Origin of the sequence: Yersinia sp. 1652 StPb PI (genome assembly GCF_041538345.1) — a bacterium.
Classification (GTDB): Bacteria; Pseudomonadota; Gammaproteobacteria; order Enterobacterales; family Enterobacteriaceae; genus Yersinia; species Yersinia enterocolitica_E.
In genome coordinates, this window is sequence record NZ_JAULSM010000001.1 from 1,148,054 (window position 1) to 1,174,703 (window position 26,650).

Here is a 26,650-nt window from a genome sequence, read left to right on the forward strand (position 1 = left end):
AGTTCTCACTCAGAACAGTAGAATTGGCGTGGCTTAGTCCACGCTTTTTTTATGCCCTGAGTTCCTGCAAATTTGATGTTAACAACGGGTATTCACCCAAATCACATGACTGCGTAAGTTCATCCAGATAGCTGTGCGTTGTCTGGTGGCACACCCGGTTTATTAGAAATAAAACTGAAATTGTTTATTGTACTAAACACTAATAACTCCCTTTCTCTTTTCCACTGCTGCGTGTTATCCCCTGGTCAATGTCGACATATTGCTCCTTTTTTTAGCAACAAAGCGGCTGTCTGTAAGTCTTTCTTAAATATTCGCTTTACGAATTAACTGAGGGAAAAGCCCTATTTCATTAAGAGAAAACGCAGGCTTTATTGCATCGGCTGAAACCATTCAATATGTCAATGAGAGAAGATTTCTAATTAAAAATATGACGTTATGCATTGTTTTTAAAGCTTTTGTGAACTCTGTAATATTTTTTCACAGTTATGTGCTCGTTGTCATACTTTGAATAATTAGCGTTATTTTTAATTGATAATTCGCGTCGCGAAAAATAGTCTGTGTGGCAGCAGCAATCTACAGAGCGGTTGTTTTTCGCAACAGAAGTTTTTAGCAGTAATGGCTGGTGGTTATTGCTCCCCAGCAAAAATTTTACCCACTAGGGTTTTTTTGAGGCTAAACCTGTGAGCTGTGGTGGACACAGGCAACGCACTTTAAATGTGATGTCAAAGAGGAATTTTTTCATATGGTTACGCACGGTGCTAAACGTAAAACGCTGGCGCTCGCAGTCGCGGGTGCATTGTTAGGAACGGGGTTCATGGTAGCCCCAGAGGCCAAGGCTAAAGGCTTTATTGATGATTCGTCACTGACCGGTGGGATTTATTATTGGCAGCGTCAGCGTGACCGTAAAGATTTAACGCCAGGGAGTGCGGAGTACGGCAAATATGTCGCCAACTTGCACCACTCTACCTTTAACGCCAATCTGGATTTCTCTTCCGGTTATGCGGCTGACATGTTTGGTATTGACTTGGCTGCTTTCGGCGCAGTTGAAATGACCAACAGTGGCCCGGCAGCGCCAAACGAAATTGGTTTCAGTGATGCTAAAACCCGTTGGGATGAGAAATGGACCGGTGATAAAAGTGGCGTCAGTGTTTATAAAGCCGCGGCCAAATTTAAGCTAGGTGATTTCTGGGCGCGGGGGGGTTATATCCAACCAACGGGTCAGACACTGCTCGCACCACACTGGAGCTTTATGCCAGGGACCTACCGTGGGGCTGAAGGTGGTGCTAAATTCGATTTTGATACTGCCGGTGCCTTGTCCATGTCTTACATGTGGACTGATGAATATAAAGCGCCTTGGTATCAGAATATGTACAACTTCCGCCAGGCTGATGGCAAGACCGGCGTAAGTTATCTGCACTCAATCGGTGCTAAATACGATTTCAAAAACAAACTGGTGATGGAAGCGGCATTTGGCCAGGCAAAAGATTACATGGACCAGTATTTCGCCAAGGCTTCTTACGCCTTCCCGGTGGCTGGCAATGATCTTCGTACCTCTTATCAGTTCTACGGCGCAAAAGATAAAGTTGATGGCGGTGCCAGCAATGTAAACGACGTCTATGACGGATTAGCCTGGCTACAAGCGCTGACATTGGGCTACACCACCGGTCCATTTGACTTGCGTCTTGAAGGTACCTGGGCCAAAGCTGACGGTAACCAAGGTTACTTCCTGCAACGTATGACGCCAGGCTATGCGACCTCTAATGGCCGTTTGGATGTTTGGTGGGATTCCCGCTCTGACTTCAACGCCAACGGCGAAAAAGCGCTGTTTGGTGGCGTGATGTATGACCTGAAAAACTGGAATCTTGCGGGCTGGTCAGTGGGAACCTCCTATGCGTATGGCTGGGATGCAAAACCAAGTACTAACCCAATTTATGACCAGAATACGCGTCTGAAAGAATCTGCTTGGAACTTTGATGTTCTCTACACCCTGCAAGAAGGCCGGGCGAAAGGCACGCTCTTCAAACTGCATTACACCATGTATGACAACCACACCAATATTCCAAGCTTTGGCGGCGGTTTTGGCAACGTATTCCAGGATGAAAAAGACGTTAAATTCATCGTGATTGCACCCTTTACCATCTTCTGATGTTGACCACTTTTTGATTGCCATCCCCGGTAACCAACCCGGGGACATAATGGAGCACCCGCCATGAAGAAAATGCTTTTTATTATTACCACGGTATTGGGATTAAGTGCCTGCGCACCACAAACCCCAGTTCAACCGGAAGATAGCAAACTCAAACAAGCCTACAGCGCGTGCATCAATGCCAGCGAAGGTTCGCCAGAAAGATTGATCCCCTGCAAGGCGGTGCTAGATGTGCTGAAACAAGAGAAAGCGCATCAGGCTTTTACTGAGAAAGAGACCGTTCGAGTGTTGGATTACCAGCGTTGCATTGATGCTGCACATACCGGTAATGGTCAGGCCTATGACGCGCAATGCGGAAAGCTGTGGCAAGAAATACGCAGTAATAATAATCCAGATAAATAATATCCAAGATAAAAATATTAGGATAACGGTAATTGAGCTAACAATAACGCTGCTAGCAGCAATACTGTCAATAACCGTTCTGGCAGCTGTTATTAATTACGGATGAGGTTAGTGATGAATAAATTCAAATTAAATGCTTTAGCGGCGATAACCGCAACCTTTGGCTTGATGGGATATGCCAATGCTGATACCCGTAATCAGCAACTTGTTGATCAACTCAGCACATTGAAAGTTAATTATAAATTGTTGGATAACCGTGCTGCTGAAAATGGCGTTGATTGTGCCAAACTGGGTGCCGACTGGGCATCTTGTAATAAAGTCATGATTACTCTGACCAACACCGGGGATGAGATAGTCGGCCAAGACTGGGCTATTTATTTCCATAGTATCCGCCAGATTCTGACCGTCGATAACAGTCAGTTTAAAATTACTCATCTGACGGGTGATTTGCATAAAATTGAACCTACCGCCAAATTCACGGGTTTCCCCGCCAATCAAGCGGTTGAAATCCCTATTACTGGCGAATACTGGCAGTTGTTTGCCACTGATTTTATGCCGCGCTGGTATGCCACTGCTGGCGATGCTAAACCCAAAGTACTAAAAAATACCGATACCGAAGATATCAATGAGTATCTGACACAGTTTACCGGCGATCAGTGGAAACGCACCAAAGATGACAATAATGTGCTGATGACGCCGGAATCACGCTTTGTTAAAAACGAAGCAGTAAAAACGTTATCTGTGGCTAACTTGCGTGGGCAAATAATCCCTACGCCTATGGAGATTAAGCTCTATAAACAGGATGTGGATCTGAGTCACGGGGTTGCGCTGGATCTGAGTGTATTGCCAAAAGCTGCCGCAGAGGCAGCTCAGCAGCGCTTCGAATTACTGGGTCTGAAGGCCAATTCAGCCGGTTTCCCGATAAAAACTGTGATTCAACCTGCCGCGTTTAAAGGTGACTTAGCGGTTTCCGGTGCTTACGAGCTGAAGATCGGCGAGAAAGGGGCACAGGTTATTGGTTTTGATCCGAGCGGCGTGTTCTATGGCCTGCAATCCATTCTATCGTTGGTTCCGACTGACGGCACTAAGACTATTGCCACTCTTGAGGCGAAAGATGCGCCACGTTTTGAATACCGTGGTGTGTTCCTCGATGTTGGCCGTAATTTTAAAACCAAAGATGCAGTGCTGCGCTTACTTGATCAGATGTCAGCTTATAAGCTGAACAAATTCCACTTCCATCTAAGTGATGATGAAGGCTGGCGTATTGAAATCCCAGGCTTACCCGAATTGACCGATGTTGGTAGCAAACGTTGTCACGATTTGACGGAGAATACCTGCTTGCTGCCGCAATTGGGTTCTGGCCCAGACAGCAATAATATGGGTAGCGGCCATTTCACTCGTGATGATTATATTGAGATTCTGAAATATGCCAAAGCACGCCAGATTGATGTGATCCCTGAAATCGATGTGCCAGCACACGCCCGTGCAGCCGTAGTGTCGATGGAAGCCCGTTACAATAATCTGATGAAACAGGGCAAAGAAAAAGAAGCTAACGAATTCCGTCTGCTTGACCCGACTGATGATTCCAATACCACGTCAGTTCAGTTCTATGAGCGTAAAAGCTATCTCAACCCATGCCTCGATTCCTCTAAGCGGTTTGTCGATAAAGTGATTGGCGAAATGGCGCAGATGCATAAAGAAGCCGGTATGCCACTGACTACCTGGCACTTTGGTGGCGATGAAGCGAAAAATATCCGTTTGGGTGCGGGTTATCAGGACAAAAACGGGCCGATTGAAGCGGGTAAAGGCATTATTGATAAGAGTGTTGAAGATAAACCTTGGGCCAAATCACAAGTTTGTCAGGATATGGTCAAACAAGGCAAGGTGCAGGATGTTGAACATCTTTCCAGCTATTTTGCCATTGAAGTCAGTAAGTTGGTTAATGCTCACGGCATCGAGAAGATGCAGGCTTGGCAGGATGGGTTGAAAGACGCCAAAGATGCTAAAGCGTTTGCCACTAAACGCGTTGGCGTCAACTTCTGGGATACCCTCTATTGGGGTGGTGCTGACTCAATCAATGATTGGGCCAATAAAGGTTATGAAGTGGTCGCGTCAAATCCAGATTATGTCTACTTCGATATGCCATATGAAGTTAATCCGAATGAACGCGGTTACTACTGGGCAACCCGCTTTAATGACGAAGCGAAAGTATTCAGCTTCGCACCAGACAACATGCCGCAGAATGCCGAGACCTCAGTGGACCGCGATGGTAATCACTTCAGCGCGAAAAGCGATAAACCTTGGCCGGGTGTACATGGCATCTCGGGTCAGTCATGGAATGAAACCGTCCGTACTGATGAGCAGATGGAATACATGATCTTCCCGCGGATGTTGCCATTGGCTGAGCGTGCCTGGCATCGCGCTTCGTGGGAGCAAGACTACAAAGCGGGCCGCGAATATCAAGGTGGCCAGACGCACAGGGTCGATACCAAGGCGTTGGACATCGATTGGCAACGTTTTGCCAACATCATGGGCCAACGTGAACTGGCAAAACTGGATAAAGCCGGTGTGTCATATCGCTTGCCTGTCCCCGGAGCTCGGGTTGTGGCAGGAAAGTTGGAAGCCAATATCTCACTGCCGGGCCTGATTATCGAGTATTCAACTGATGGCGGTAAGCAGTGGCAGAAGTATGATGCCAAGGCACAACCTACCGTGAGTGGCGAGGTGATGATCCGCTCCACCAGCCCAGACGGTAAGCGTAGTAGCCGTGCTGAGCCGGTTAAAGTCTGAAAATTGGTAGTATCGAGCTGTGTCTAATGTTATCTCCTGTTTGCTTTATTTTTTGGCTAAACAAATTTAAGTGAAGTTGAGTTGATGGTTTTTCCCCCGGCAGGTCCGGGGTTTTTTTTGCTGCAAAATTGGTGCAGCTCGCTAAAGGGGGGAGAGTCAATAAATGGGGGCGATAAACAGTAAATTTGTCACTCAGGAAAGATCAATAACGGGGTAGATACGGTGTTGCGGATAGCTAGCAGGCGAACGAACCCAGAGCATCGCTAACACTCTAGTGGCTTTAAGTAGCAAGGGGATAAATAAATATCAAGGGCATAAATAAGAACGACCACCTGACTCCCAACCGAGAGATACTCAGGTATAGAACGGGAAAGGTGGCCATCTTGCTGATAGCTTATGTTAACCAAACAGTAGAACCTATCAATCTGGATTAAACATAAGCCGTAGTGTATTCAGTGCTTAAAATCTTTATAAGATAATGCTTTCAAACCACATTATCTTTTATCGTGTGCCGACTCGTTTTCACGGCAATCACCGGTCTCACAATGGCCGTACAGATACAGACTGTGATTGGTCAGCTTGATACCATGCTGTTTAGAAATTTCACGTTGAAGCGATTCAATGGATTCATTGCTAAACTCAATCACTTTGCCGCAATCCAGGCAAATCAAGTGATCATGATGATGCTGCTGCGTCAGCTCAAAGACTGATTTACCGCCTTCGAAATTGTGGCGGGTAACAATACCGGCATCATCAAACTGGTTCAGTACGCGGTAAACCGTGGCTAAACCAATCTCTTCACCAATATCGATCAGCTTTTTATAAAGATCTTCCGCGCTGACGTGGTGGCACGCCGGATCTTGCAACACTTCCAGAATTTTAAGCCGGGGCAGTGTTACTTTAAGGCCTGCGTTTTTTAAGGCTTTGTTGTTGTCAGTCATGCGGATTCAGTCCTGTTACTATCGATTCAAATTAAGGCTGTTCAGCCTATGACATCCGTGGCGCAATAATTACAATTGCGTCTCATTATAGAACTGCTAGCCCCAAATGAAAACCGTGGTTGTTAACAAAGATATAATTGCACACTTTGTAAGATTAATCATGCAGTGTATTGATGAATGGGGATAACACATCATTTAAGTGTACAGTGACGAGCGATAAAGTTACAAATTTGTAGCAGTTTATTTTCATTTTGCGCGCAGGAAGATGTGGATCTGTGGGCCGCTTAACAAAGCACAATCGGATAGCCGGACGCGCTGCTCACCGGGGATGGGAGCTAAAGAGAGAGAAAACAACGTTATGACAAAAAGCACAGATCAAAAGGATAAAAGGCAACGGAAACGCCCGGCAGTGTTGAACACGACCATAGCGTTTCCGACAGGCTTGATTAACCCACGATCTCAGACAGGCTCAGTTCTTCAGTAATCTGTTTTACCCATGCCTCAACCCGCTCATTGGTAAGTTCTGGCTGACGGTCTTCATCAATTGCCAGACCAATAAAGTGGTCGTCATCCGCCAGACCTTTGGACGCTTCAAAATGGTAGCCCGCTGTTGGCCAATGGCCCACGATTGCGGCACCACGTGGCTCAATGATGTCGCGCACGGTACCCATCGCATCACAGAAATATTCTGCGTAGTCTTCCTGGTCACCACAACCAAACAGCGCCACCAACTTGCCATTGAAATCGATCTCTTCCAGTGTTGGGAAGAAATCATCCCAATCACACTGCGCTTCGCCGTAATACCAGGTTGGGATCCCAATCAGCAAAATATCGAAGCCTTCTAAATCTTCTTTACTGCTTTTGGCAATGTCGTGAACCTCAGCAACATCTTTGCCCAGTTGCTTTTGGATCATCTTGGCAATGTTTTCAGTATTGCCAGTATCGCTGCCAAAGAAAATGCCTACAGTTGCCATATAGCTAAATACCTTTTAAATTCAAATAGTTATGCAAATTACTGAGCGTTCTGCCCAATATTATAACACATGTATAGGGCGACATAATGCCAGAGAACCCCATCAGGCTTTTATCAAGTTTATGCGATATTAAATTTTTGTGAGTCGCTCAACCTTATAACCCCATTGCCGATAACCGTTGTGTAACTGAATAGTTGCAATTTGCGGTGCCAGGGGGAAATCCGTCAGATGAAGGTCTGCCGGCAAAGGAGTTGTCGTTAGCTGTATGAACGTCCTTTATTGCTTTTCGGTCATCAAATAACACCAGAGTCTCTAACGGTAACTATCCGATATATAAGGGGAACGAACATGCAGTTTTTAAAAAATATTACTATCAGGGCGGCATTGCTTTGGGTACTTGGCGCATTTTGTCTGCTCTGGGGCGGTGTATCGGCTTATACCTTGTTATCACTCAACCAACTGACACAATCCTCCAACGCGAATACTGTGTTGGTTGAAAATATGAATTTGGTTAATCAGGGGACGGATCAATATTTCCGTATGGTGACACGTCTGTCTCGTTCAGTAGATTACCGCCAGAGCGGTAATATCGTGGATGCTGACAAAGAATTGAAATCATCCAATGTTGCATTGGAAAACCTGAAGCAAAAGTTGGCAGAATTTAAAACTATTGACCATGCACAGTTAGACTCCGCTTTGGTTAGCGGCGTGATTGATGGGTGGAGTGGGTTAATTGAACAAGGGGTTACGCCGCTGTATCAAGCTGCAATGGACAATAACAGCGCCGCTTATCAGGATTTAGCGAAAAAAACGGTACCTGCATTGAGTCGCCAGTATGGTTCAGTGGCTGAAAAATTTAATCAGGCGGCATCAAAAGCTATCGGGGTGGCTAAAGATCAATTCTCTCATTTGACCAAAGTGAGCAGCATTACCCTTATCTCAGCGCTGATCGCCGGTCTGGTGATTTTACTGGCAACAGATCGCTATCTGGTTGCCAACCTGGTGCGCCCACTGGACGATATTCGCGAGCATTTTCGCGTGATTGCTTCCGGTCAGCTTGGTCTGCCTATTGCTGATTTTGGTCGCAACTGTGTTGGGCGGTTATTCCCGCTGCTGCGTGATGTACAAACCAGTTTGGTGAATACTGTTCAGGCAATTCGTAGTAGCACCGATGGGATCTATCATGGTGCAGCCGAGATTTCAGCCGGCAACACCGATTTGTCATCCCGCACTGAGCAGCAAGCTGCGGCGCTTGAAGAAACAGCAGCTAGCATGGAGCAGTTAACCGCAACCGTAAAACACAATGCTGATAATGCGCACCATGCCAGTCAACTGGCGGCCAATGCCTGCGCCACCGCGAAAAAGGGCGGAATATTGGTGGCAGATGTGGTTAACACCATGAATGAGATTTCAGCCAGTTCGCGGAAAATAGCCGATATAACGACGGTAATTAACAGCATTGCTTTTCAAACTAACATTTTGGCACTGAATGCAGCCGTTGAAGCCGCCCGTGCCGGTGAACAAGGTCGTGGCTTTGCCGTGGTTGCCAGCGAGGTACGTAATCTTGCACAACGCAGTGCACAGGCGGCGAAGGAGATTGATGGCTTGATTAATGAGTCGGTTAGTCGTGTCAGTAGTGGTTCGGCCTTGGTGGAGAGTGCTGGTATTACCATGGATGAAATTGTTCGTTCCATCACCAATGTGACCGATTTAATGGGTGAGATAGCTTCTGCATCTGATGAACAGAGCAAAGGTATTAGCCAGGTCGGACAAGCGGTGGCAGAAATGGACAGCGTGACACAGCAAAATGCCGCGTTAGTACAGCAAGCTTCCCGTGCTGCGGCCTCGCTAGAAGAACAGGCCACTCAGTTAAACCGGGCGGTGGCGGTGTTTAAACTAAAGGCAGATGACGAACGAGTAAAACCGGCAGTGAAAACGCGGGCCAACCCATTAACCACAGCACCTGCCAGCGCGAGAGTGGATAGCAACGCAAACTGGGAAACATTCTAAAAACCGTTAACAGCCCGGTGACTTCAGTATGGGCGGGATAAAGTAAAAACGGCGTAGCGTAAGTGATTACGCCACGCCGTCGTGGTAACCGATAGGGTTAAAACCCTTCTTGTGAGTGGGCTAATTGAGCCAGCAACATTTGTTCAATCAGCTCACTACGGCTGATGTTACGCTGCTCTGCAAGGCTGTTGAGAGCATCGACGGCATCGGCATTAATCTTCAGTTCCACGCGTCGTAAGCCACGCACTTTATCGCGCCGTAGTTGATTCCGCTTATTAATTCTAAGCTGCTCATCACGGGATAATGGATTTGTTTTCGGACGCCCCGGACGGCGTTCATCTGCGAACAGATCCAGCGTCGTGCGATCCGTTTGTTCTTTTGCCATAGGTAGCAGTACTACAAGGGATTTACATCAGAAAGCGTAACGAAGCCTTGTCTGACGATTCGGTTTACATGTTTCAGGTTGAGAACATAGCTTGAGCGCATTGAATAACCTATATACCAGCAGCCTGAATTTGCATTTGCACCGGTTACGATCTGTGAACAGCGACCGAAGTCCGCAGCAAAATTAGAGCGCGCCATAATACCCCAGCCAACTGAGCAACGACAATGCTTTACTGTGATTAGATTGTGCTAATTCGTTCTTTTTTGCACAATTTTTCCACAGGAAATACATTTTTTTTCCCCAGGGGATGATTTTTAATCAATCCCCATCGTGCGCTGTACTTTTTTTATTCAGCCTCTTTTTCATCGGTGCTGTTTTCATCAATAAAACGGTGGATAGCCCGCAAGACAGAATCCGGCTTTTCCGCATGTACCCAGTGGCCAGTCCCTGCGACCACATAGGCACGGGCTTGCGGGAATTGGCGGGCAATATCATCACGATGGCTATCTTGAATATATGGCGACAGCTCACCGCGAATAAAGAGGATTGGGTGCGGCCACGGTGGAATAGGTTGCCAGCCGACAATATTTTCGTATTGATCCCAGAGTGCGGGCACATTAAACCGCCATTCGCCGTTGTGGAATGATTTCAATAAGAACTGAATGACCCCTTCTTCTTTTATCGACTCACGCATCAATTGAGCGGCTTCTTGTCGCTGGGTTATACCCGCAGCACTCACAGCATTGAGGGCAGTAAAGATAGTGTCGTGGCGGCGTACTTGATAATTGACCGGGGCGACATCAATCGCGACCAGCTTTGCAATACGATGAGGAGCAATTGCTGTCAGTGCCATTGCCACTTTACCCCCCATCGAATGGCCGATAATAATGGCTTTCTCTATTGCGAGGTGGTCGAGCAGCTCCAGCACATCCTGGGCCATTGCAGGGTAATCCACTTGCGGTGAGCGGGGTGATAAACCATGGTCACGCATATCAACCTGAACCACGGTATGATCTTTTTGCAAGTCACGGGCCAAAACACCCAGGTTATCCAGATTACCAAATAGCCCATGAATCAGCATGATTGGCAGGGAAGGTGTGGCAGAAAGCGCGTTTTGTAAGCGGAAGTTTAATTTCATAGCGACGTTCATACTGAGAGATAATGTGGTTAGGATATCATGGCGGAACAAAGGTGTGCTGTTACACAATTATTTGCCTTATCATCAGTCATATGTAGATTATTGAGTTGCTGTGGGTGGGGCGGGCCATTTATCCCGATAAAGCCATTATAAAGGTACTCGTCAGCGCACTTTGACTTTATAATCCTAAGATATGTATAAGAAAGTAGAAACCCGTACTGGATAAAGATGAAAACTATTGAACTCGACGAAGAACTTTATCGCTATATTGCCAGCCATACGCAGCACATTGGCGAAAGCGCGTCTGATATTTTACGACGTATGCTGAAGTTTACGGCCGGTCAGCCGGTACCCAGTATCCCTGCCAGCACTGATGCGGTGAAAGCGGCGGCAGCTCCAGCACCACGAGATCGGGTTCGTGCAGTGCGTGAATTGCTGTTGTCCGATGAGTATGCAGAGCAAAATAGGGCGGTTAACCGCTTTATGTTGGTGTTATCCACACTTTACACGCTGGATGCACAGGCGTTTACCGAGGCGACTGAATCATTACATGGTCGCACCCGGGTTTATTTTGCGGGTGACCAACAGACATTGTTGCAAAACGGGACGCACACCAAACCCAAACATGTCCCAGGTACGCCATACTGGGTTATTACCAATACCAATACCGAGCGTAAACGCAGTATGGTGCAACATCTCATGCTGGCAATGCAGTTCCCGCCGGATTTGACCGAAAAAGTGTGCGGGACTATTTAATTTCGTTGAACCGATACCCAAAGAAATTGGAGTTGCAGGTAGGCAGCAAGCGAACGACAAATGGGTTGTAAACCATGTTGAACAGCACTTGCACTGGCCCGCAGGGTGAGCCTCATCAGAGGCTCCTAATCCCGATGAACTTACGCAAATAAGCGATTCGGGTGAGTGAACGCAGCTTGCGGCTCCAAGTGCGAAGGGGATATATAGGGAGTAGTGACTGTGGCCAATCACCCTCGTGCCGGGCAACCCGCTCAGCAAAGCGATTTGATAAATGTTGCGCAGTTAACGTCACAATATTATGTATTGCAGCCAGATGCTGAAAATCCGGCCCATGCGGTCAAATTTGGCACCTCCGGCCATCGTGGCAGTTCATTACGCCACAGTTTTAACGAAGCACACATCTTGGCAATCGCTCAGGCGATCGCAGAAGTTCGTCATCAACATGGCATTAGCGGCCCGTGTTATGTGGGTAAAGATACCCATGCACTCTCTGAACCGGCATTTATCTCGGTATTAGAAGTGCTGACGGCGAATGGTGTGGATGTCGTGGTACAGCAAGATAATGGTTTTACACCAACCCCGGCGATTTCACATGCTATTCTCTGCCATAATGTGCAGGGGAAAGCCTTGGCTGACGGCATTGTTATCACACCGTCACACAATCCGCCTGAAGATGGTGGCATCAAGTACAACCCACCGAATGGCGGCCCGGCCGATACCAATCTGACCTCGGTAATTGAAAAAAGAGCTAATCAGTTACTCAGCCTGAAATTAGAGGGCATCAAACGCCAAACGCTGGATAAAGCCTGGCGTGGTAATCATCTGCGTGAGCAAGATTTGATTCAGCCGTATGTTGCAGGCTTGGTGGATGTGGTCGATATTCCGGCTATTCAACGTGCTGGTTTGAAATTAGGTGTTGATCCTCTCGGTGGCTCCGGTATTGCTTATTGGCAACGTATTGGTGAGCACTATAAGTTGGATCTAACACTGGTTAATGATTCTATCGATCAGACCTTCCGCTTTATGCATCTGGACCATGATGGCGTGATCCGGATGGATTGCTCGTCAGAATCCGCCATGGCTGGCTTATTGGCGTTACGCGATAAATTTGATTTAGCTTTTGCTAACGATCCCGATTATGACCGCCATGGTATTGTGACTCCGGCAGGGTTGATGAATCCGAATCATTATCTTGCAGTATCGATCAATTACCTGTTCCAGCACCGTCCGCAATGGGGCGCTGAGGTGGCCGTGGGTAAAACTCTGGTCTCCAGTGCGATGATTGATCGCGTGGTGGCTGATTTAGGCCGTAAGTTGGTAGAAGTCCCGGTCGGCTTTAAATGGTTTGTTGACGGTTTGCACGACGGTAGCTTTGGTTTTGGCGGTGAAGAGAGTGCTGGGGCCTCCTTCCTGCGCTTCGATGGCACGCCGTGGTCTACTGATAAAGACGGTATTATCATGTGTTTGCTGGCGGCAGAAATCACAGCAGTTACCGGTAAAAATCCACAGCATCACTATGATGATTTAGCTAAACGCTTTGGCGCACCGAGCTATAACCGTATTCAGGCTCCGGCGACTCAGGCGCAGAAAAACGCGTTGTCTAAACTGTCACCTGAGATGGTAACAGCCAACATGTTGGCGGGTGATCCTATTACTGCCCGTTTAACCACCGCGCCAGGCAATGGTGCATCCATTGGCGGCCTGAAAGTGATGACGGATAACGGCTGGTTTGCGGCGCGTCCATCCGGTACTGAAGACGCTTATAAAATTTACTGTGAAAGTTTTATCAGCCCAGAGCATCGTGAAAAGATAGAGCAGGAAGCCGTAGATATTGTCAGTGATGTACTGGCAGGGGCTAAATAAACCGCTGATTAAGAGTATCAGGCCAGAATCAAATAACAGGAGGTTGTTATTAGGTTCTGGCTTTTTATCATTGATAACGAAAGTCAGTTAGTGATTACAACATGGTACTCTAACGTTAGTGGCGAATAGCCCCTGAGCTAAACTTTGGGTGGATATATTTTCCTTTGATATAGATCGTTCTAGCGGAGCCGCCTCTTTGGGTGCGAAGGACGATAGGGCATCAATGATCATCCCAATACTGGGTAATGCACCACCACCACCGTTAGCGTAATCGTAGTCAAAATTATACTCTAAATCATAGTTAATCTGATTGTTTTTATCTATAAGAACTTGGCTGAGGGTTGTATTATATAATTTTTCACTATCAGGCATGTTTCTGTTAAATATCTCAGATAATTTAAAACTGATATGAGTACGAAAATCTACAGCCAAGTCATTATTCAGTTGGCTTAATTTTTCATTATACGTTTCAGGATTATTGATCACTAGATTGTGAAGTATTTCCGCTGAGTTATTTTGCATAAGCATGGCATTTGATTTTGTATGCAAATATTTTACTTTATAGCCATCAGGAGTAAATTGGTTACGAACGACGATAGTAAGGTCATCACCCTCATTGCGGCTGCTGATGACTAAGTGATCACCATAACGATTGAACTTTAACTCTTCAAATTTATGATCCATCAAAGCGATAGTATCTTCTTCACCTGCATATTCTACTATCATATTTATACCGTCGTTAGCGGCGAAAACATAGAGGTCATTTCCCTCGCCACCGGCTAAATAGTCATTTCCCTTACCACCTTGAAGGCGATCGTTCCCCTTGCCACCATAGAGTTGATCATCTCCGAGCGCGCGGCGGGATTGCGCTCTTTGTTCTGACTCAAGTTGGCTAACATCATGGTAATTTAAATCACCATTTAAACTGTCATTACCTTCTCCACCCACCAGGATATCGCTGCCGGCACCGCCATATAAGCCGTCATCACCGTTACCTCCAATTAATGTATCATGACCCTCCCAGCCAAACAGCGCGTCATTACCCTCTTTACCCTCTATGTAATCATTACCATCGGCACCAGCAAGGTTATCATTTTTTTTACCACCGATAATGGTTTTATCACCGCCGCCAGGCTCGGTGATAACGCCATTTCTTAGTCTGTGTTTACCCGTGAAATATTTGTCCGACTTTTTAAGTGTCACGGTTTCAGCCTGTTTCCCTGAGTATCCTATGGTTAACAGTTCATCGGCAGGATATTCAACAAGATCTTCTCTATGAATATAGAGGTACTTACGTGAATCATAAAAGTTATGAGGTTGTTTGGCATTGGATAGGAATAGTTCTTTTCTCTGTTTGTCATTAGTATAGAAAATAATAGATTTAATCTTCAGCTCACCGTTTTCAATAATTTTTTTATAGGTTTTATATTCGTATTTATTTTTATTTTGGTCTGAAAAAATAACGGTAAGGTTTGAGCCTGAATACCGAAAGAAGATTCTGTCGGACAGTTCATCTCTCAGTGCAATAGAATTCATAGTGTCATTTATTATTAAATTACCTGTGCAGTCGATTGTGCTTTTTTTTACTGGTCTTTGTTGTTCCTGGTTAATGCTCATTTAATATCCTTTCATTTGAAATATAATGTGATAATGCTTTTTTATATTAGCAATCAACATTATTTTAAATGAAGCTTAATTTCATTATTTATTGTCATTTAATTAATAATAAGGTTATGAATTATAATGAGGTCTTTGTTATTGATTTGGTGAATGTGTTATTACCCCAATGCCACCAGCAAAGCACCGGCGGTAATCAGTGCGACGCCCAAACTCGCCACCAGCGAGATTTTTTCACCAAACAGGATAACCGCCAGAATCACCGCAAAAACTACACTGAGTTTATCAATCGGGGCCACTTGAGAGACATTGCCATGCTTGATAGCCATAAAGTAAAACAGCCAGGATAACGCACCTGCAACACCACTGAGAATAATGAATAGCAGGGCTTTTTTATCTGCCAATACCCCACCGATCAGATTGAATTTCCCTTGAGCTAGCACCACGCCGACCAGGAACAGCGCCATCACGACAGCACGAACGGCGGTCGCAGTATTGGCATCCAACTGCTGCAAGCCGATTTTACCGAAGATAGCGACCAGAGAGGCAGTGAAGGCAGATAACAGGGCGTAAATCAACCAAGTACTCATGAATAATAAGACCTATTAGCATTTAAAAGTTTGATGCTACGCCGCTGACAGCTATTTTCCTAGTATCAATGTAAATTTTTATATCACACAAGATGTTACGGGATAAAGCGATAGCCGACGCCGGTTTCAGTTAGCAAATGCTTAGGGCGGGTCGGGTCTGTTTCTAATTTCTGCCGTAAATGGCCCATATAAATACGCAGATAGTGGCTGTGTTCGACATAATTTGGCCCCCAGACTTGGCTTAATAACTGGCGCTGGGTAATGACTTTACCGGCATTCGCCAACAATGCAGAGAGCAGGCGAAACTCAATCGGTGTCAGGTGCAGATTTTCGCCGGCACGGGTAACCTGACGATTAATCAGATCAACGCTGATATCGGCAAAGCCCACCAGCGGGCTTTCCTGACTACCACCGCTATGGCGGCGCAAAGCAACCCGCACTCTAGCCAATAACTCACTGATTCCAAATGGTTTGCTTAGGTAGTCATCGGCTCCGGCATCCAACGCGGCCACTTTATCTTCTTCATTGTTACGAGCCGATAAGACGATAATAGGAATGGCACTCCACTGGCGCAGGTCTTGAATATAAGTCAGCCCATCGCCGTCTGGTAACCCCAGATCCAAAATAATCAGGTCCGGTTTGCGGGTACCGGCTTCAATTAGCCCCCGTTGCAAGGTATCACTCTCGAATACTCGCCAGCCCTCACTCTCCAGCGCAATACGAACAAAGCGCCGGATCTCTTTTTCATCTTCTACGATTAGAATGTTAGTCGGGGATATAGTCACTTCTCCTCATACCCGTCATACTTCAAGCTGCTTGCAGCGGCCCCGGTCACTGACTTATGTAAGCTCCCGGGGACTTACTCAGTTGCCGCCTTCCTGCAACACGAATTATTTAGGGTATATCATTTTTCAGCATCAAGGTGTTCACTATCAATGTTTTCACTATCAATGTTTTCACCATCAATATCTGGCGCGCGCTCTAGTGGTAGCGTGAAGCGGAAGCTAGCACCGCCATCTTTATTGTTCTCAACCCAGATGCGCCCACCGTGTACATCAATAATGGCACGACAAATGGCTAAACCCAAACCGACACCGGGAATGGCTGACTCTTTGTTGCCTCGGGAGAATTTATCAAAGATTAGCTGTTCTTGCCCAAGGGTCACTCCTGGGCCATTATCCCATACTTCTACATTTAGCCACTCACCTTGTACTGCGGCCCGAATCCCCAGCAATGCCCCCTGACCGGCATATTTATGCGCATTTTCCAACAAATTGATAAACACCCGTTCCAGTAAGCTGCCGTCACAGTTGATCAACACCATTTCATCCGGTAACTCGACGTTGATGTGATGATGATTGAGGGCGGTTTCTAGCATATGCAGGGCGCTACCCACGATCTCTTCCAGTGATTGCCACTCTTTACGTAGATTAAACCCACCCGATTGAATACGCGCCATATCCAATAAGTTATTCACCAGTCGGGTGGTACTCAGCACTTGTTGGCGGATTTGATTGGCTTGCGGCGCATGGCGTGAACCTTCCGCTGCCAGATCCAGCGTCAAAATTTCGGCCTGACCGAATAGCACCGTCAATGGGGTACGTAAATCATGAGATAGTGCCGCCAGCAGTGAGTTACGCAGTTGCTCGCGTTCGGCATCCAGTTTTGCCAATTCGGCACTGCGGGCCAGATGTAGCCTTTCCAGAGCATTGGCGATCAGACTGGTAAAGGTTTGCAGCAAGCGCTGCTGCTCCGGCACCATTAATTGGCGCAGGTTAGCAGGTTCGATTGCCAGCACGCCAAAAGTTTGCCTGGAGGCGGTCAACGGTAATAACTGATAGGGGACACCGGGCAGGGTGTCGGTACCGGCACCTGCTGGTGCGCCTTTGTCAAAACTCCAGCGGGCAATAGCCACATCAACAGAAAGTGCGCCGCCTTCGTCAGTGGCGACTTGCTGCAAGCGTCCATCTTCTTGTGGCAGTAACAGGTCAGTTTTCGCTTGAAAACTGCTGGAGAGAAAATGACGACTGGTTTTGACAATATCCGCAGGCGTTAGGGCACGGCTTAATCCGCGCGACATCTCATACAAATGTCTGGCGCGCTGCTCGCGATAACGGGCAATTCTGGCTTGATAGCGCACCCCGGCGGTAAGATTACCCACCACGATACCGACAATCAGCATCACGCCAAACGTCACCAGATACTGCACATCAGTGACCGCCAGTGACCAATGTGGTTGAACAAAAAACAGATCGAAACTGGCGACATTAATCACTGCCGCCAAGACTGACGGCCAGCGGCCATAGAACAGTGCAATAATCACAACACCCAGTAAGTAGACCATCACCAGGTTGGCTTGATCGAAACCGGGGATGAGCCACTGCGATAACACCGTAATCAGGGCACACAAGCCGATGGCTGCCGCACAGCCACGCAGTTGCATCCGCCACTTTTCAGTAAAGGTACGAGAATCACTCTCTTTCACCACACTGGGGGGGGTATCGCCCTCCAGTGCAATAATCACCAAATCCAGATCTGGCCCCAGCTTGCCCAAGCGATCTGCAAAGCTACCACGCAGTTTCCACTGTTTTTCCGTGCGGCGACCAATGATGATTTTCCCCAGATTATGTTCTCGGGCGTAACGCAGGATGGCCTGTTCTTCACGGGGTTCTGACAGCGTAGCAGTTTCTGCTCCTAACTCTTGCGCCAATTTTAGTGTGCGTAAAATGGCCCGGCGCTTCGCTTCTGGCAGGCCATGCAGACGGGGTGTTTCCACATAGACTGCATGCCAGATACACCCCAATCGGGCTGCCAGCCGGGCAGCGGTTCGGACCAGTTTTTCGTTACCGCTGTTATGACCAATACACAATAAGATGGCATCACGGGTATGCCAGACACGTTCGCGCCCCTGAGTGTCACGGAAAGCACGCATCTGATCATCAACCCGATCCGCGGTACGGCGCAGTGCCAGTTCGCGCAGGGCGATTAAATTGCCCTTACGGAAGAAGTGCTCGATGGCTCGCTCCGCCTGACCCGAAATATAGACTTTACCTTCATTCAGCCGCTGGCGCAGGTCATCGGGGGGGAGGTCGACCAAAACCACTTCAGTGGCTTCATCAAACATATGGTCGGGCACGGTTTCCCGCACCCGGATACCGGTCACGCCGCCGACCACATCATTCAGGCTTTCCAGATGCTGTACATTGACGGTGGTCAGCACATCAATGCCCGCATCCAGCAGTTCTTCAACATCCTGCCAGCGTTTCGGATGGCGCGAGCCATAGGCATTACTGTGCGCCAGCTCATCCATCAGGATCAGGGCCGGGTGGCGTGCCAGGGCCGCATCCAAATCAAATTCACGTACCTGACGATTGCGGTGATGAATTCGCTTTTGCGGTAGGATGGTCAGCCCTTCGAGCAGCGCTGCGGTTTCGCTACGCCCGTGTGTTTCCACCACACCAACCAATACATCCAACCCTTGAGTCCGCAGGCGCTGAGCCTCTTGCAGCATGGCGTAAGTTTTGCCCACCCCCGCGCAGGCCCCGAAAAACACTTTCAGCCGGCCACGGGTCTTCTCATTGGCTGCTGCGAGCAGGCTGTCGGGGTCGGGGCGGGTTGGTTCTGCATCCACCATGTTATGTCCTTAAGATTTTGCCGGGTTGATCGGTACTTTTACCGGGCTTTGGGCATCCAACGCCATATTCAGATTCAGCACATTCACCACTGATTCACCGAAGAAGTTCGGTGTCGCTTTTTGCACACTACTATCAATCAACTGCTTCACTTCAGACAATGGCATCTGGCGCACGCTGGCGATGCGGGGAGCCTGATAATAGGCCGCTTCCAGTGAAATACTGGGATCCAGACCACTGCCTGATGCTGTCACCAAATCAACCGGGACTGGGCCAGTTTGTGTCGGGTTAGCCTGACGCAGTAATGTTACTCGCTCACTGATAACCTGATCCAGTGCGGGATTGCTGATGGACAGATTACTCCCACCAGAGGCCATTGGATTATAAGGCATATCTGCTGTTACCGATGGGCGGCCGGCAAAATAGCCTGGCTGAGTAAAGTTTTGGCCTAGCAAGGTAGAACCGACAACTTCATCACCCAGCATCGCCAGTGAACCACGCGCTTGCTCGGCAAACATCAATTTTGCCAATCCGGTAGTCAGCAGAGGATAAGCTATCCCGGTGATAAGTGTCAGTAATATCAGTAGAACCAATGAAGGTCGCAGGTATGACATGGATATTGCCTCTCTATTCGGTCTTAATAGCGGCCACCAGCAAAACACGCCGTGGCCATTGCAAACATTAATTACTGAGTTTTCAGCCCATCATTAGGGCGGTCAGTACCAGATCGATCAGTTTGATACCGACAAACGGCACCAATAGGCCACCCAGCCCATAGATCCACAAGTTACGACGCAGCAGCGCCGCTGCACTCATCGCCTTGTAACTCACCCCTTTCAGTGCCAACGGGATCAGGAACATAATCACCAGCGCGTTAAAAATAACCGCCGACAGTATGGCCGACGCCGGGGAGTGCAACTGCATGACATTCAGGGCATTAAGCTGCGGATAGGTAGCTGCAAATGCAGCCGGGATAATGGCGAAATATTTAGCAACGTCGTTGGCGATACTGAAGGTGGTCAGCGAGCCACGGGTCATCAGCATCTGTTTACCGATATGCACCACCTCAATTAACTTGGTTGGGTTAGAATCCAAATCCACCATGTTGCCAGCTTCTTTCGCCGCTTGTGTTCCCGAGTTCATCGCCACGGCGACGTCAGCCTGCGCCAGTGCCGGGGCGTCGTTGGTACCGTCACCGGTCATTGCCACCAATCGGCCTTCGGCCTGATACTGGCGAATCAATGCCAGTTTGGCCTCTGGCGTGGCTTCCGCCAGAAAATCATCCACACCCGCTTCGGCGGCAATGGCGGCTGCTGTCAGGCGGTTATCTCCGGTGATCATCACTGTTTTGATGCCCATTTTGCGCAACTCGGCAAAACGTTCTTTGATGCCACCTTTGACGATATCTTTCAACGCCACTACACCCAGCACCCGTGGCCCATCGGCCACTACCAGTGGCGTACCACCGGTGCGGGCGACACTTTCCACCGCGTCTTCCACTGCCCGCGGGAAATGGCCCTGATTGGACTCGACATGGCGGCGAATAGCATCCACAGCACCTTTACGGATCATTCTGTCCTGCACGTTCACACCACTCATCCGTGTTTGTGCCGAGAAAGGCACAAAGGTGGCATTCAGACTGTGCAAGTCACGTTCGCGCAGGTTAAAGCGCTGTTTCGCTAACACCACGATACTGCGGCCTTCTGGCGTTTCATCCGCCAAAGAAGAGAGTTGCGCGGCATCGGCCAGTTGTTGCTCGGTGACACCCGGTGCAGGTAAAAACTCAGACGCCTGGCGGTTACCCAGTGTGATAGTGCCGGTTTTATCCAACAACAGCACATCAACGTCACCGGCAGCTTCCACCGCGCGCCCGCTGGTGGCAATCACGTTAGCGCCCAGCATCCGGCTCATCCCGGCAACCCCGATGGCTGATAGCAGGCCACCGATGGTGGTTGGGATCAGACAAACCAGCAGCGCCACCAGTACCGTAATTGTCACCGGTGAACCGGCATGATTGGCCTCAACACTGAACACCGAGAACGGATAGAGTGTCGCCGTCGCCAGTAAGAAGACAATGGTCAGAGCCACCAGCAAAATGGTCAACGCCACTTCGTTAGGGGTTTTACGCCGTTTCGCGCCTTCAACCATGGCGATCATCCGGTCAAGGAAGGTTTCGCCGGGGTTAACGCTGCACTCAACTACCAACCAGTCGGACAGCACGCGGGTACCACCGGTCACGGAAGAGAAGTCACCACCGGATTCACGGATAACCGGAGCAGATTCGCCGGTAATGGCGCTTTCATCAACGGATGCACCACCTTCCAGCACTTCGCCGTCACAGGGTACGGTATCGCCAGCTTCAATTAACACCACATCGCCTTTGCGCAAGCTATCGGCGGAGACTTTCTCCTGTGGCGCATCAAAGCGGGCTTCTGACAGTTTTTTGGCCCAACTGGTTTTTTTCACCCCACGCAGACTTTCTGCCTGTGCTTTACTGCGCCCCTCGGCCAAAGCTTCGGCGAAGTTGGCAAACAGCACGGTAAACCACAGCCACAGAGCCACATTGCCGGTAAACATGGCACTACCGGTGGTTTGGCCGCTTAATATCGCCAGCCAAATCAGAGTGGTCAGCCAACTCCCCAGATAGACCACGAACATCACTGGGTTACGCCATTGGACGCGTGGGTCCAGTTTCTTCACGGCATCAATAAGCGCAGTACGAACCAGTGCTGGCTCAAAAATCGCGCGTTGTTTGCGTGTCATAGTAGTTCTCTCATCAATGTGCTAACCAAACTTGCAGATGCTCAGCAACCGGACCTAAGGCCAGCGCTGGGATAAAGGTCAATGCGCCGACCAACAGCACCGTACCTACCAGCAAACCGATAAATAGTGGTCCAGCGGTTGGCAGCGTGCCATTACCCGCGGGTTGCCGCTTCTTCGCCACCAATGAGCTGGCAATGGCCAATACCGGCAGAATCACGCCAAAGCGGCCGAAGAACATGGCGGCGGCCAGCAGCAGGTTATAAAACGGTGTATTGACACTCAGGCCAGCAAAGGCGCTGCCGTTATTGTTGGCCGCAGAGGAGAGGGCGTAGAGAACTTCGCTAAAACCATGCGCACCGGGGTTAAGAATCCCCGCCCGCCCGGCATCAGTGCAGAGTGCCAGTGCGGTACCCAGCAGCACGATAGCCGGGGTGACCAGAATGGCCAGCGCGGTCATTTTCATATCAAATACGTCAATTTTCTTGCCAAGATATTCAGGGGTACGACCAATCATCAACCCGGCAATAAAGACGGTCAGCAGCACGAATAGCAGCATGCCGTATAACCCAGAACCGACCCCACCAAACACCACCTCGCCAATCTGCATTAACCACATCGGTACCATGCCACCTAAGGCGGTAAAGGAGTCATGCATGGCGTTAACGGCCCCACAAGAGGCTGCGGTAGTGACCACGGCATACATACTGGTTGCCAGAATGCCGAAGCGGGATTCTTTACCTTCCATATTGATATTGCTGTCGGCACCTAACTGAGTTAAGTGCGGGTTACCGGCCAGTTCTGCATACATCACCACGACTACGGCCACCACAAAAATCAGTGACATAGCCCAGATCAGCGCATGGCCCTGACGGCTATCACCCACCACCTGACCGAAGGCAAAACAGAGTGAACAGGGTATGAGGAAAATCGCCAGCATCTGCACAAAGTTACTAAAAGCAGTTGGGTTTTCAAATGGATGTGCGGAGTTAGCGCCAAAGAAACCGCCGCCGTTGGTCCCCAACATTTTTATGGCTTCCTGCGAGGCTACCGGCCCCATTGGTAGGGTCTGTTTTACCCCTTCAAGGGTGGTGATATGCAGGTAGCCATCCAGGTTTTGTAATACCCCCTGACTGACGAAAATTAGTGCGATAATCAGCGCAATCGGCAGCAACACATATAAGGTGATGCGCACCAGATCGACCCAGGCATTTCCCAATGTGTGGGCCGAATGGCGGGCAAAGGCACGGATCAGAGCAAAAGCGACGGCAATGCCGGTTGCGGCAGAGAGGAAGTTTTGTACCGTCAGACCGGCCATTTGACTGAGATAACTGAGGGTGTTTTCGCCGCTATAGGCTTGCCAGTTGGTGTTAGTGACAAAGCTGACCGCGGTATTTAAGGCCAGATGCCATGACATACCCGGCATGTGTTCAGGATTTAGCGGTAACGAACCTTGCGCCATCAACAGCGTGAACAGCAAGGCAATACCCAGTAAGTTAAAGCAGAGAATGGCGAGCGCATATTGCCAGCCGTTCATCTCTTCATTTTTTACACCGCTACAACGCCATAAACCGGCCTCGACTTGGCGCAATGGCGCAAAGGGTTCGCCTTCGATTATGCGAGCCAAAAAGCTCCCCAACGGGCGGGACAGCACCAACAACACCAGCATGAAGCTGGCGATAAGCAGAAATCCTGACGCTGCCATTTAAAAATCCTCCGCATTAAACAAGGCATAAACCAGATAGCCAAGAAGCAGTAGGACCAACAGCGCACCACTAATGATGCTGAAACTCACGATACACCTCCACAACGCTTATTTTTGATAACAACAGCTTATGAAGTCGGGCGAAAAGTTCCTGATAAAAAATGGCCGTGAGGTGTAAAAAAAGTATAAAAACGGTCAAAAAACAGACATGAAATGGGTGTAAATTAACCAGTGGCAGCGCAGTATCGCCAATTCTGGCCCTTGAAGGGTTAGGCACTAAGTCAATACATATAATTTGCCAATTACTAAAGAGTACATAACTGTAATGTAACCAATAATTGGTTTTAAACTAACCTTACTGTAACAAAATTACAGAATTGACAATTTATTTCGGCTTTTGATGCAATTGAGTGGTCGGATGAGTGGTAAAATTTCAACCGATACGGTAAAATTTTGTCCAGTTTCCAATTTTGTTTATTTTATTTTCAACGCCAAGTTGTAAATCGACTCTCTGTTTAACCGAGTTGGCTGTTACACAAAGGCGTTTTAAAGGAGGATCGTTATGACCATGTACAACGCATACCCATTGCATCAGGTTCTCTTGCGCCGGAGCGCAGTGATTCTGGTCGGTTTACTGGCACTGCCGGTGATGCTTTTCCGCAAAGACCGTGCCCGTTTTTACAGTTACCTGCACCGTGTTTGGGCTAAAACCAGTGATAAGCCGGTGTGGTTGGCACAGTCTGAATCGGCAATACAGGATTTTTACTGAGATAAATCAGTAAGCTGCTCGCAGATAAAAACGGCGTAAAATTAATGGCCCGTGGGTTAACACTCGCGGGCTTTTTACTGCCTGCGATATCTGCCCCAGATATAAAGGTATCAAGCAATAGCGTGGTTCTCGGGCAACAACTGTTATGCTGTGATGAGAAAAGCTGCCAAAGCTAAGGGAGAATAGAATGCTGGAGAGTAATCAGGTAACCCACAGTATTGAGTACTGCCATGCGCGAGACGAGCTTGATGCGTTATATGCAGCAGGCATAACGCGTGGCCAATTGATGGATTTTCATAGCCGCTATAAGTTAGTGCTGTTGGCGCATTCGCAGCCTGAATACCGCGAAATCGGTCCTTTTATTGCCTCAATGGATAGATGGTCATCATTAATTGAGTTTGCTGATGAGTATCGCCAGCGTTTACTGCATTTGTTGTCTCATCAGCCAACGTCCGCCAATCACACCAACGTATTAATGCATGTACAGGGCTATTTTCGGCCTTACCTTACGTCAACACAACGTCAGGCATTGGCACAGCTTATCGAGCAGTATCGGGTAGGTGAGTTGCCTTTGAGTGTCCCCATCGGCCAAATAAATGCTTACTTGGTTGAATTCCCGAATGAGTATCTGGCCGGACAACGCTATTTTACATTTTACTCGGCACAAGGATAAGGCATGGCGACGCATCTGGTCTGGTTTCGTAATGATTTACGCGTAACGGATAATCTGGCGCTGCATGCCGCTTGTCAGGACCCACAAGCCACTGTGATTGCGCTATTTATCGCCACGCCGGCACAATGGGCGGCACATGATATGGCTCCCCGGCAGGCCACCTTCCTGCTGCAAAACCTACAACAGTTACAGCACGCACTGGCTATACGGGCGATACCGCTACACTATCATCAGTGTGATAATTTTCAGGATTCCATTATCTGGCTGGATGATTTTTGTCAGCAGCAGCAAGTGGATGCGCTATTTTATAACCAACAGTATGAGTTAAATGAACAACTGCGAGATGGGGCGCTAGTGACGCGGCTCAATCATCGGCAAGAAGCCGGTCACACCATTACCTGTCACCGTTTCGATGACAGTGTGTTATTGCCGCCGGGCAGTGTCCTGACGGGTAATAATGAGATGTACAAAGTATTTACCCCGTTTCGCCGCGCTTTTATTCAGCGTTTAATGATGAGTGAATGCCGCTGTGTCCCTGCGCCAAAAACGCGCGATAACGTGGTAGCTGCCATGCCATTACCACTGCTCCCGTTTGACTATCCGCAACAACCGGTAGATAGCCAATTATTTCCGGCAGGCGAAGAGGCGGCATTACACCGCCTGCGCAGTTTTTGTCGCGAGCAGGTTCAGGACTACCAGCAACAACGTGATCTGCCCGCTGTGGCAGGGACCAGTTGTTTGTCACCTTATCTGGCGTTGGGGATACTTTCGCCCCGTCAATGCTTTAACCGCTTGTTGGCAGAATGCCCCGCGTTGCTGGAAAACTCCGACGGTGGTGCTTTTACTTGGCTTAATGAGTTGATCTGGCGTGAATTTTATCGCCATTTGTTAGTGGCCTATCCGCGTTTATGCCAGCATCGTCCCTTTATTGACTGGGCTGATGGCGTAATATGGCATCACTCAGAACAGCAACTGCTTGCCTGGCAGCAGGGGCAAACAGGTTACCCTATTGTTGATGCAGCTATGCGGCAGTTGAATGAAACCGGCTGGATGCATAACCGCCTGCGGATGATCAGCGCCAGTTTTCTGGTTAAAGATCTGTTGATCGATTGGCGACACGGCGAACGCTATTTTATGTCCCAGCTATTGGATGGGGATTTGGCTGCCAATAATGGCGGCTGGCAGTGGGCTGCTTCCACGGGTACTGATGCTGCACCCTATTTTCGTATTTTTAATCCCACCACCCAGGGCGAGCGTTTTGACCCGAGCGGCGTTTTTATCCGCCGTTGGTTACCTGAGCTGGCGAGGGTGCCAGACAGTGATATCCATCAGCCATGGCGCTGGGCGCAGCGGCAACAGCAACATCTGGATTACCCACTACCGCTGGTGGATCATAAGCTGGCCAGATTGGCTACACTCGCGGCATTTGAAGCCGCTAAGCGGGATGGCCGCAAGGATCCCTAATCACCAGGAGCCTGCATGTTTTTGACATATATTTC

At 48.6% G+C, this 26,650-nt stretch carries 21 protein-coding genes; 9 read left to right on the forward strand and 12 right to left on the reverse strand.

Annotated features, from left to right (window positions below):
• Positions 1-742: 742 nt before the first annotated feature.
• The 3 genes from Q2T71_RS05215 (at position 743) to Q2T71_RS05225 (ending at position 5,338) form a co-directional block, all read left to right on the forward strand.
• Positions 743-2,146 carry an OprD family outer membrane porin gene (locus Q2T71_RS05215; RefSeq protein ID WP_083159637.1) on the forward strand — a complete coding sequence of 468 codons (1,404 nt, stop codon included), beginning with the start codon at positions 743-745 and terminating at the stop codon, positions 2,144-2,146.
• A 63-nt stretch (positions 2,147-2,209) separates the two neighbouring features.
• Entirely contained in the window at positions 2,210-2,548 is a 339-nt protein-coding gene (gene chiQ, locus Q2T71_RS05220; RefSeq protein ID WP_083159636.1) for a ChiQ/YbfN family lipoprotein, read from the forward strand.
• A gap of 114 nt (positions 2,549-2,662) precedes the next feature.
• Positions 2,663-5,338: a beta-N-acetylhexosaminidase gene (locus Q2T71_RS05225; RefSeq protein WP_372558342.1), complete on the forward strand. Its 2,676-nt coding sequence runs from the start codon at positions 2,663-2,665 to the stop codon at positions 5,336-5,338.
• Between the two features lie 494 nt (positions 5,339-5,832).
• Here the strand turns inward: Q2T71_RS05225 and fur are convergent, their stop codons facing one another.
• On the reverse strand, positions 5,833-6,279 hold the full coding sequence (fur, locus tag Q2T71_RS05230) for a ferric iron uptake transcriptional regulator (protein WP_083159634.1): 447 nt from the start codon (positions 6,277-6,279) through the stop codon (positions 5,833-5,835).
• Positions 6,280-6,725: 446 nt separating this feature from the next.
• Complete coding sequence (gene fldA / locus Q2T71_RS05235) at positions 6,726-7,253, reverse strand: flavodoxin FldA (RefSeq protein ID WP_083159633.1); 528 nt, start codon at positions 7,251-7,253, stop codon at positions 6,726-6,728.
• 348 nt (positions 7,254-7,601) lie between these two features.
• Between fldA and Q2T71_RS05240 the strand changes: the two genes are divergently transcribed.
• Positions 7,602-9,263, forward strand: a complete 1,662-nt coding sequence (locus Q2T71_RS05240) for a methyl-accepting chemotaxis protein (protein ID WP_372558343.1) — start codon at positions 7,602-7,604, stop codon at positions 9,261-9,263.
• A gap of 97 nt (positions 9,264-9,360) precedes the next feature.
• Here the strand turns inward: Q2T71_RS05240 and ybfE are convergent, their stop codons facing one another.
• Positions 9,361-9,648 carry a LexA regulated protein gene (gene ybfE, locus Q2T71_RS05245; protein ID WP_005163374.1) on the reverse strand — a complete coding sequence of 96 codons (288 nt, stop codon included), beginning with the start codon at positions 9,646-9,648 and terminating at the stop codon, positions 9,361-9,363.
• Positions 9,649-9,994: 346 nt separating this feature from the next.
• Entirely contained in the window at positions 9,995-10,786 is a 792-nt protein-coding gene (ybfF, locus tag Q2T71_RS05250) for an esterase (RefSeq protein ID WP_372558344.1), read from the reverse strand.
• Between the two features lie 228 nt (positions 10,787-11,014).
• On the opposite strand from ybfF, the gene seqA reads away from it, so the two are divergent.
• Positions 11,015-11,542, forward strand: coding sequence for a replication initiation negative regulator SeqA (seqA, locus tag Q2T71_RS05255; protein WP_372558345.1), 528 nt, complete (start codon positions 11,015-11,017; stop codon positions 11,540-11,542).
• Positions 11,543-11,761: 219 nt separating this feature from the next.
• Positions 11,762-13,405, forward strand: a complete 1,644-nt coding sequence (gene pgm / locus Q2T71_RS05260; RefSeq protein WP_372558346.1) for a phosphoglucomutase (alpha-D-glucose-1,6-bisphosphate-dependent) — start codon at positions 11,762-11,764, stop codon at positions 13,403-13,405.
• An 87-nt stretch (positions 13,406-13,492) separates the two neighbouring features.
• Here pgm and Q2T71_RS05265 read toward each other — a convergent pair whose 3' ends face one another.
• The 8 genes from Q2T71_RS05265 to Q2T71_RS05300 all read right to left on the reverse strand — a co-directional run bounded on the left by Q2T71_RS05265 (position 13,493) and on the right by Q2T71_RS05300 (position 23,799).
• Complete coding sequence (locus tag Q2T71_RS05265; RefSeq protein ID WP_372558347.1) at positions 13,493-15,022, reverse strand: calcium-binding protein; 1,530 nt, start codon at positions 15,020-15,022, stop codon at positions 13,493-13,495.
• Between the two features lie 161 nt (positions 15,023-15,183).
• Complete coding sequence (locus tag Q2T71_RS05270) at positions 15,184-15,612, reverse strand: EamA family transporter (RefSeq protein ID WP_372558348.1); 429 nt, start codon at positions 15,610-15,612, stop codon at positions 15,184-15,186.
• 95 nt (positions 15,613-15,707) lie between these two features.
• Entirely contained in the window at positions 15,708-16,397 is a 690-nt protein-coding gene (gene kdpE / locus Q2T71_RS05275) for a two-component system response regulator KdpE (protein ID WP_083159624.1), read from the reverse strand.
• A gap of 119 nt (positions 16,398-16,516) precedes the next feature.
• Entirely contained in the window at positions 16,517-19,246 is a 2,730-nt protein-coding gene (gene kdpD, locus Q2T71_RS05280) for a two-component system sensor histidine kinase KdpD (protein WP_372558349.1), read from the reverse strand.
• Positions 19,247-19,255: 9 nt separating this feature from the next.
• A complete protein-coding gene (gene kdpC, locus Q2T71_RS05285) occupies positions 19,256-19,858 on the reverse strand; it encodes a potassium-transporting ATPase subunit KdpC (protein WP_083159620.1) in 603 nt (200 codons plus the stop codon).
• A gap of 82 nt (positions 19,859-19,940) precedes the next feature.
• Positions 19,941-22,007 carry a potassium-transporting ATPase subunit KdpB gene (gene kdpB / locus Q2T71_RS05290; RefSeq protein WP_372558350.1) on the reverse strand — a complete coding sequence of 689 codons (2,067 nt, stop codon included), beginning with the start codon at positions 22,005-22,007 and terminating at the stop codon, positions 19,941-19,943.
• Between the two features lie 13 nt (positions 22,008-22,020).
• Entirely contained in the window at positions 22,021-23,709 is a 1,689-nt protein-coding gene (gene kdpA / locus Q2T71_RS05295; protein ID WP_372558351.1) for a potassium-transporting ATPase subunit KdpA, read from the reverse strand.
• Entirely contained in the window at positions 23,710-23,799 is a 90-nt protein-coding gene (locus tag Q2T71_RS05300) for a K(+)-transporting ATPase subunit F (protein WP_032907040.1), read from the reverse strand.
• 472 nt (positions 23,800-24,271) lie between these two features.
• Between Q2T71_RS05300 and Q2T71_RS05305 the strand changes: the two genes are divergently transcribed.
• The 3 genes from Q2T71_RS05305 to phrB all read left to right on the forward strand — a co-directional run bounded on the left by Q2T71_RS05305 (position 24,272) and on the right by phrB (position 26,615).
• The gene (locus tag Q2T71_RS05305; protein ID WP_083159616.1) at positions 24,272-24,478 is read left to right on the forward strand and encodes a YbfA family protein; all 207 of its coding nucleotides are present in this window, start codon (positions 24,272-24,274) and stop codon (positions 24,476-24,478) included.
• A gap of 187 nt (positions 24,479-24,665) precedes the next feature.
• Complete coding sequence (locus Q2T71_RS05310) at positions 24,666-25,151, forward strand: YbgA family protein (RefSeq protein ID WP_372558352.1); 486 nt, start codon at positions 24,666-24,668, stop codon at positions 25,149-25,151.
• A gap of 3 nt (positions 25,152-25,154) precedes the next feature.
• Positions 25,155-26,615: a deoxyribodipyrimidine photo-lyase gene (gene phrB / locus Q2T71_RS05315; RefSeq protein ID WP_372558353.1), complete on the forward strand. Its 1,461-nt coding sequence runs from the start codon at positions 25,155-25,157 to the stop codon at positions 26,613-26,615.
• Positions 26,616-26,650 lie beyond the last annotated feature (35 nt).

Excerpts from the sequence above, each read along its gene's own strand:
- fldA (WP_083159633.1), bottom strand. The coding sequence starts at position 7,253 with ATGGCAACTGTAGGCATTTTCTTTGGCAGCGATACTGGCAATACTGAA.
- Q2T71_RS05265 (WP_372558347.1), bottom strand. The coding sequence starts at position 15,022 with ATGAGCATTAACCAGGAACAACAAAGACCAGTAAAAAAAAGCACAATC.
- phrB (WP_372558353.1), top strand. The coding sequence starts at position 25,155 with ATGGCGACGCATCTGGTCTGGTTTCGTAATGATTTACGCGTAACGGAT.
- Q2T71_RS05225 (WP_372558342.1), top strand. The coding sequence starts at position 2,663 with ATGAATAAATTCAAATTAAATGCTTTAGCGGCGATAACCGCAACCTTT.
- Q2T71_RS05310 (WP_372558352.1), top strand. The coding sequence starts at position 24,666 with ATGCTGGAGAGTAATCAGGTAACCCACAGTATTGAGTACTGCCATGCG.
- Q2T71_RS05240 (WP_372558343.1), top strand. The coding sequence starts at position 7,602 with ATGCAGTTTTTAAAAAATATTACTATCAGGGCGGCATTGCTTTGGGTA.
- fur (WP_083159634.1), bottom strand. The coding sequence starts at position 6,279 with ATGACTGACAACAACAAAGCCTTAAAAAACGCAGGCCTTAAAGTAACA.
- kdpD (WP_372558349.1), bottom strand. The coding sequence starts at position 19,246 with ATGGTGGATGCAGAACCAACCCGCCCCGACCCCGACAGCCTGCTCGCA.
- ybfF (WP_372558344.1), bottom strand. The coding sequence starts at position 10,786 with ATGAAATTAAACTTCCGCTTACAAAACGCGCTTTCTGCCACACCTTCC.
- kdpA (WP_372558351.1), bottom strand. The coding sequence starts at position 23,709 with ATGGCAGCGTCAGGATTTCTGCTTATCGCCAGCTTCATGCTGGTGTTG.
- Q2T71_RS05270 (WP_372558348.1), bottom strand. The coding sequence starts at position 15,612 with ATGAGTACTTGGTTGATTTACGCCCTGTTATCTGCCTTCACTGCCTCT.
- chiQ (WP_083159636.1), top strand. The coding sequence starts at position 2,210 with ATGAAGAAAATGCTTTTTATTATTACCACGGTATTGGGATTAAGTGCC.
- kdpB (WP_372558350.1), bottom strand. The coding sequence starts at position 22,007 with ATGACACGCAAACAACGCGCGATTTTTGAGCCAGCACTGGTTCGTACT.
- Q2T71_RS05215 (WP_083159637.1), top strand. The coding sequence starts at position 743 with ATGGTTACGCACGGTGCTAAACGTAAAACGCTGGCGCTCGCAGTCGCG.
- seqA (WP_372558345.1), top strand. The coding sequence starts at position 11,015 with ATGAAAACTATTGAACTCGACGAAGAACTTTATCGCTATATTGCCAGC.
- ybfE (WP_005163374.1), bottom strand. The coding sequence starts at position 9,648 with ATGGCAAAAGAACAAACGGATCGCACGACGCTGGATCTGTTCGCAGAT.
- Q2T71_RS05305 (WP_083159616.1), top strand. The coding sequence starts at position 24,272 with ATGACCATGTACAACGCATACCCATTGCATCAGGTTCTCTTGCGCCGG.
- kdpC (WP_083159620.1), bottom strand. The coding sequence starts at position 19,858 with ATGTCATACCTGCGACCTTCATTGGTTCTACTGATATTACTGACACTT.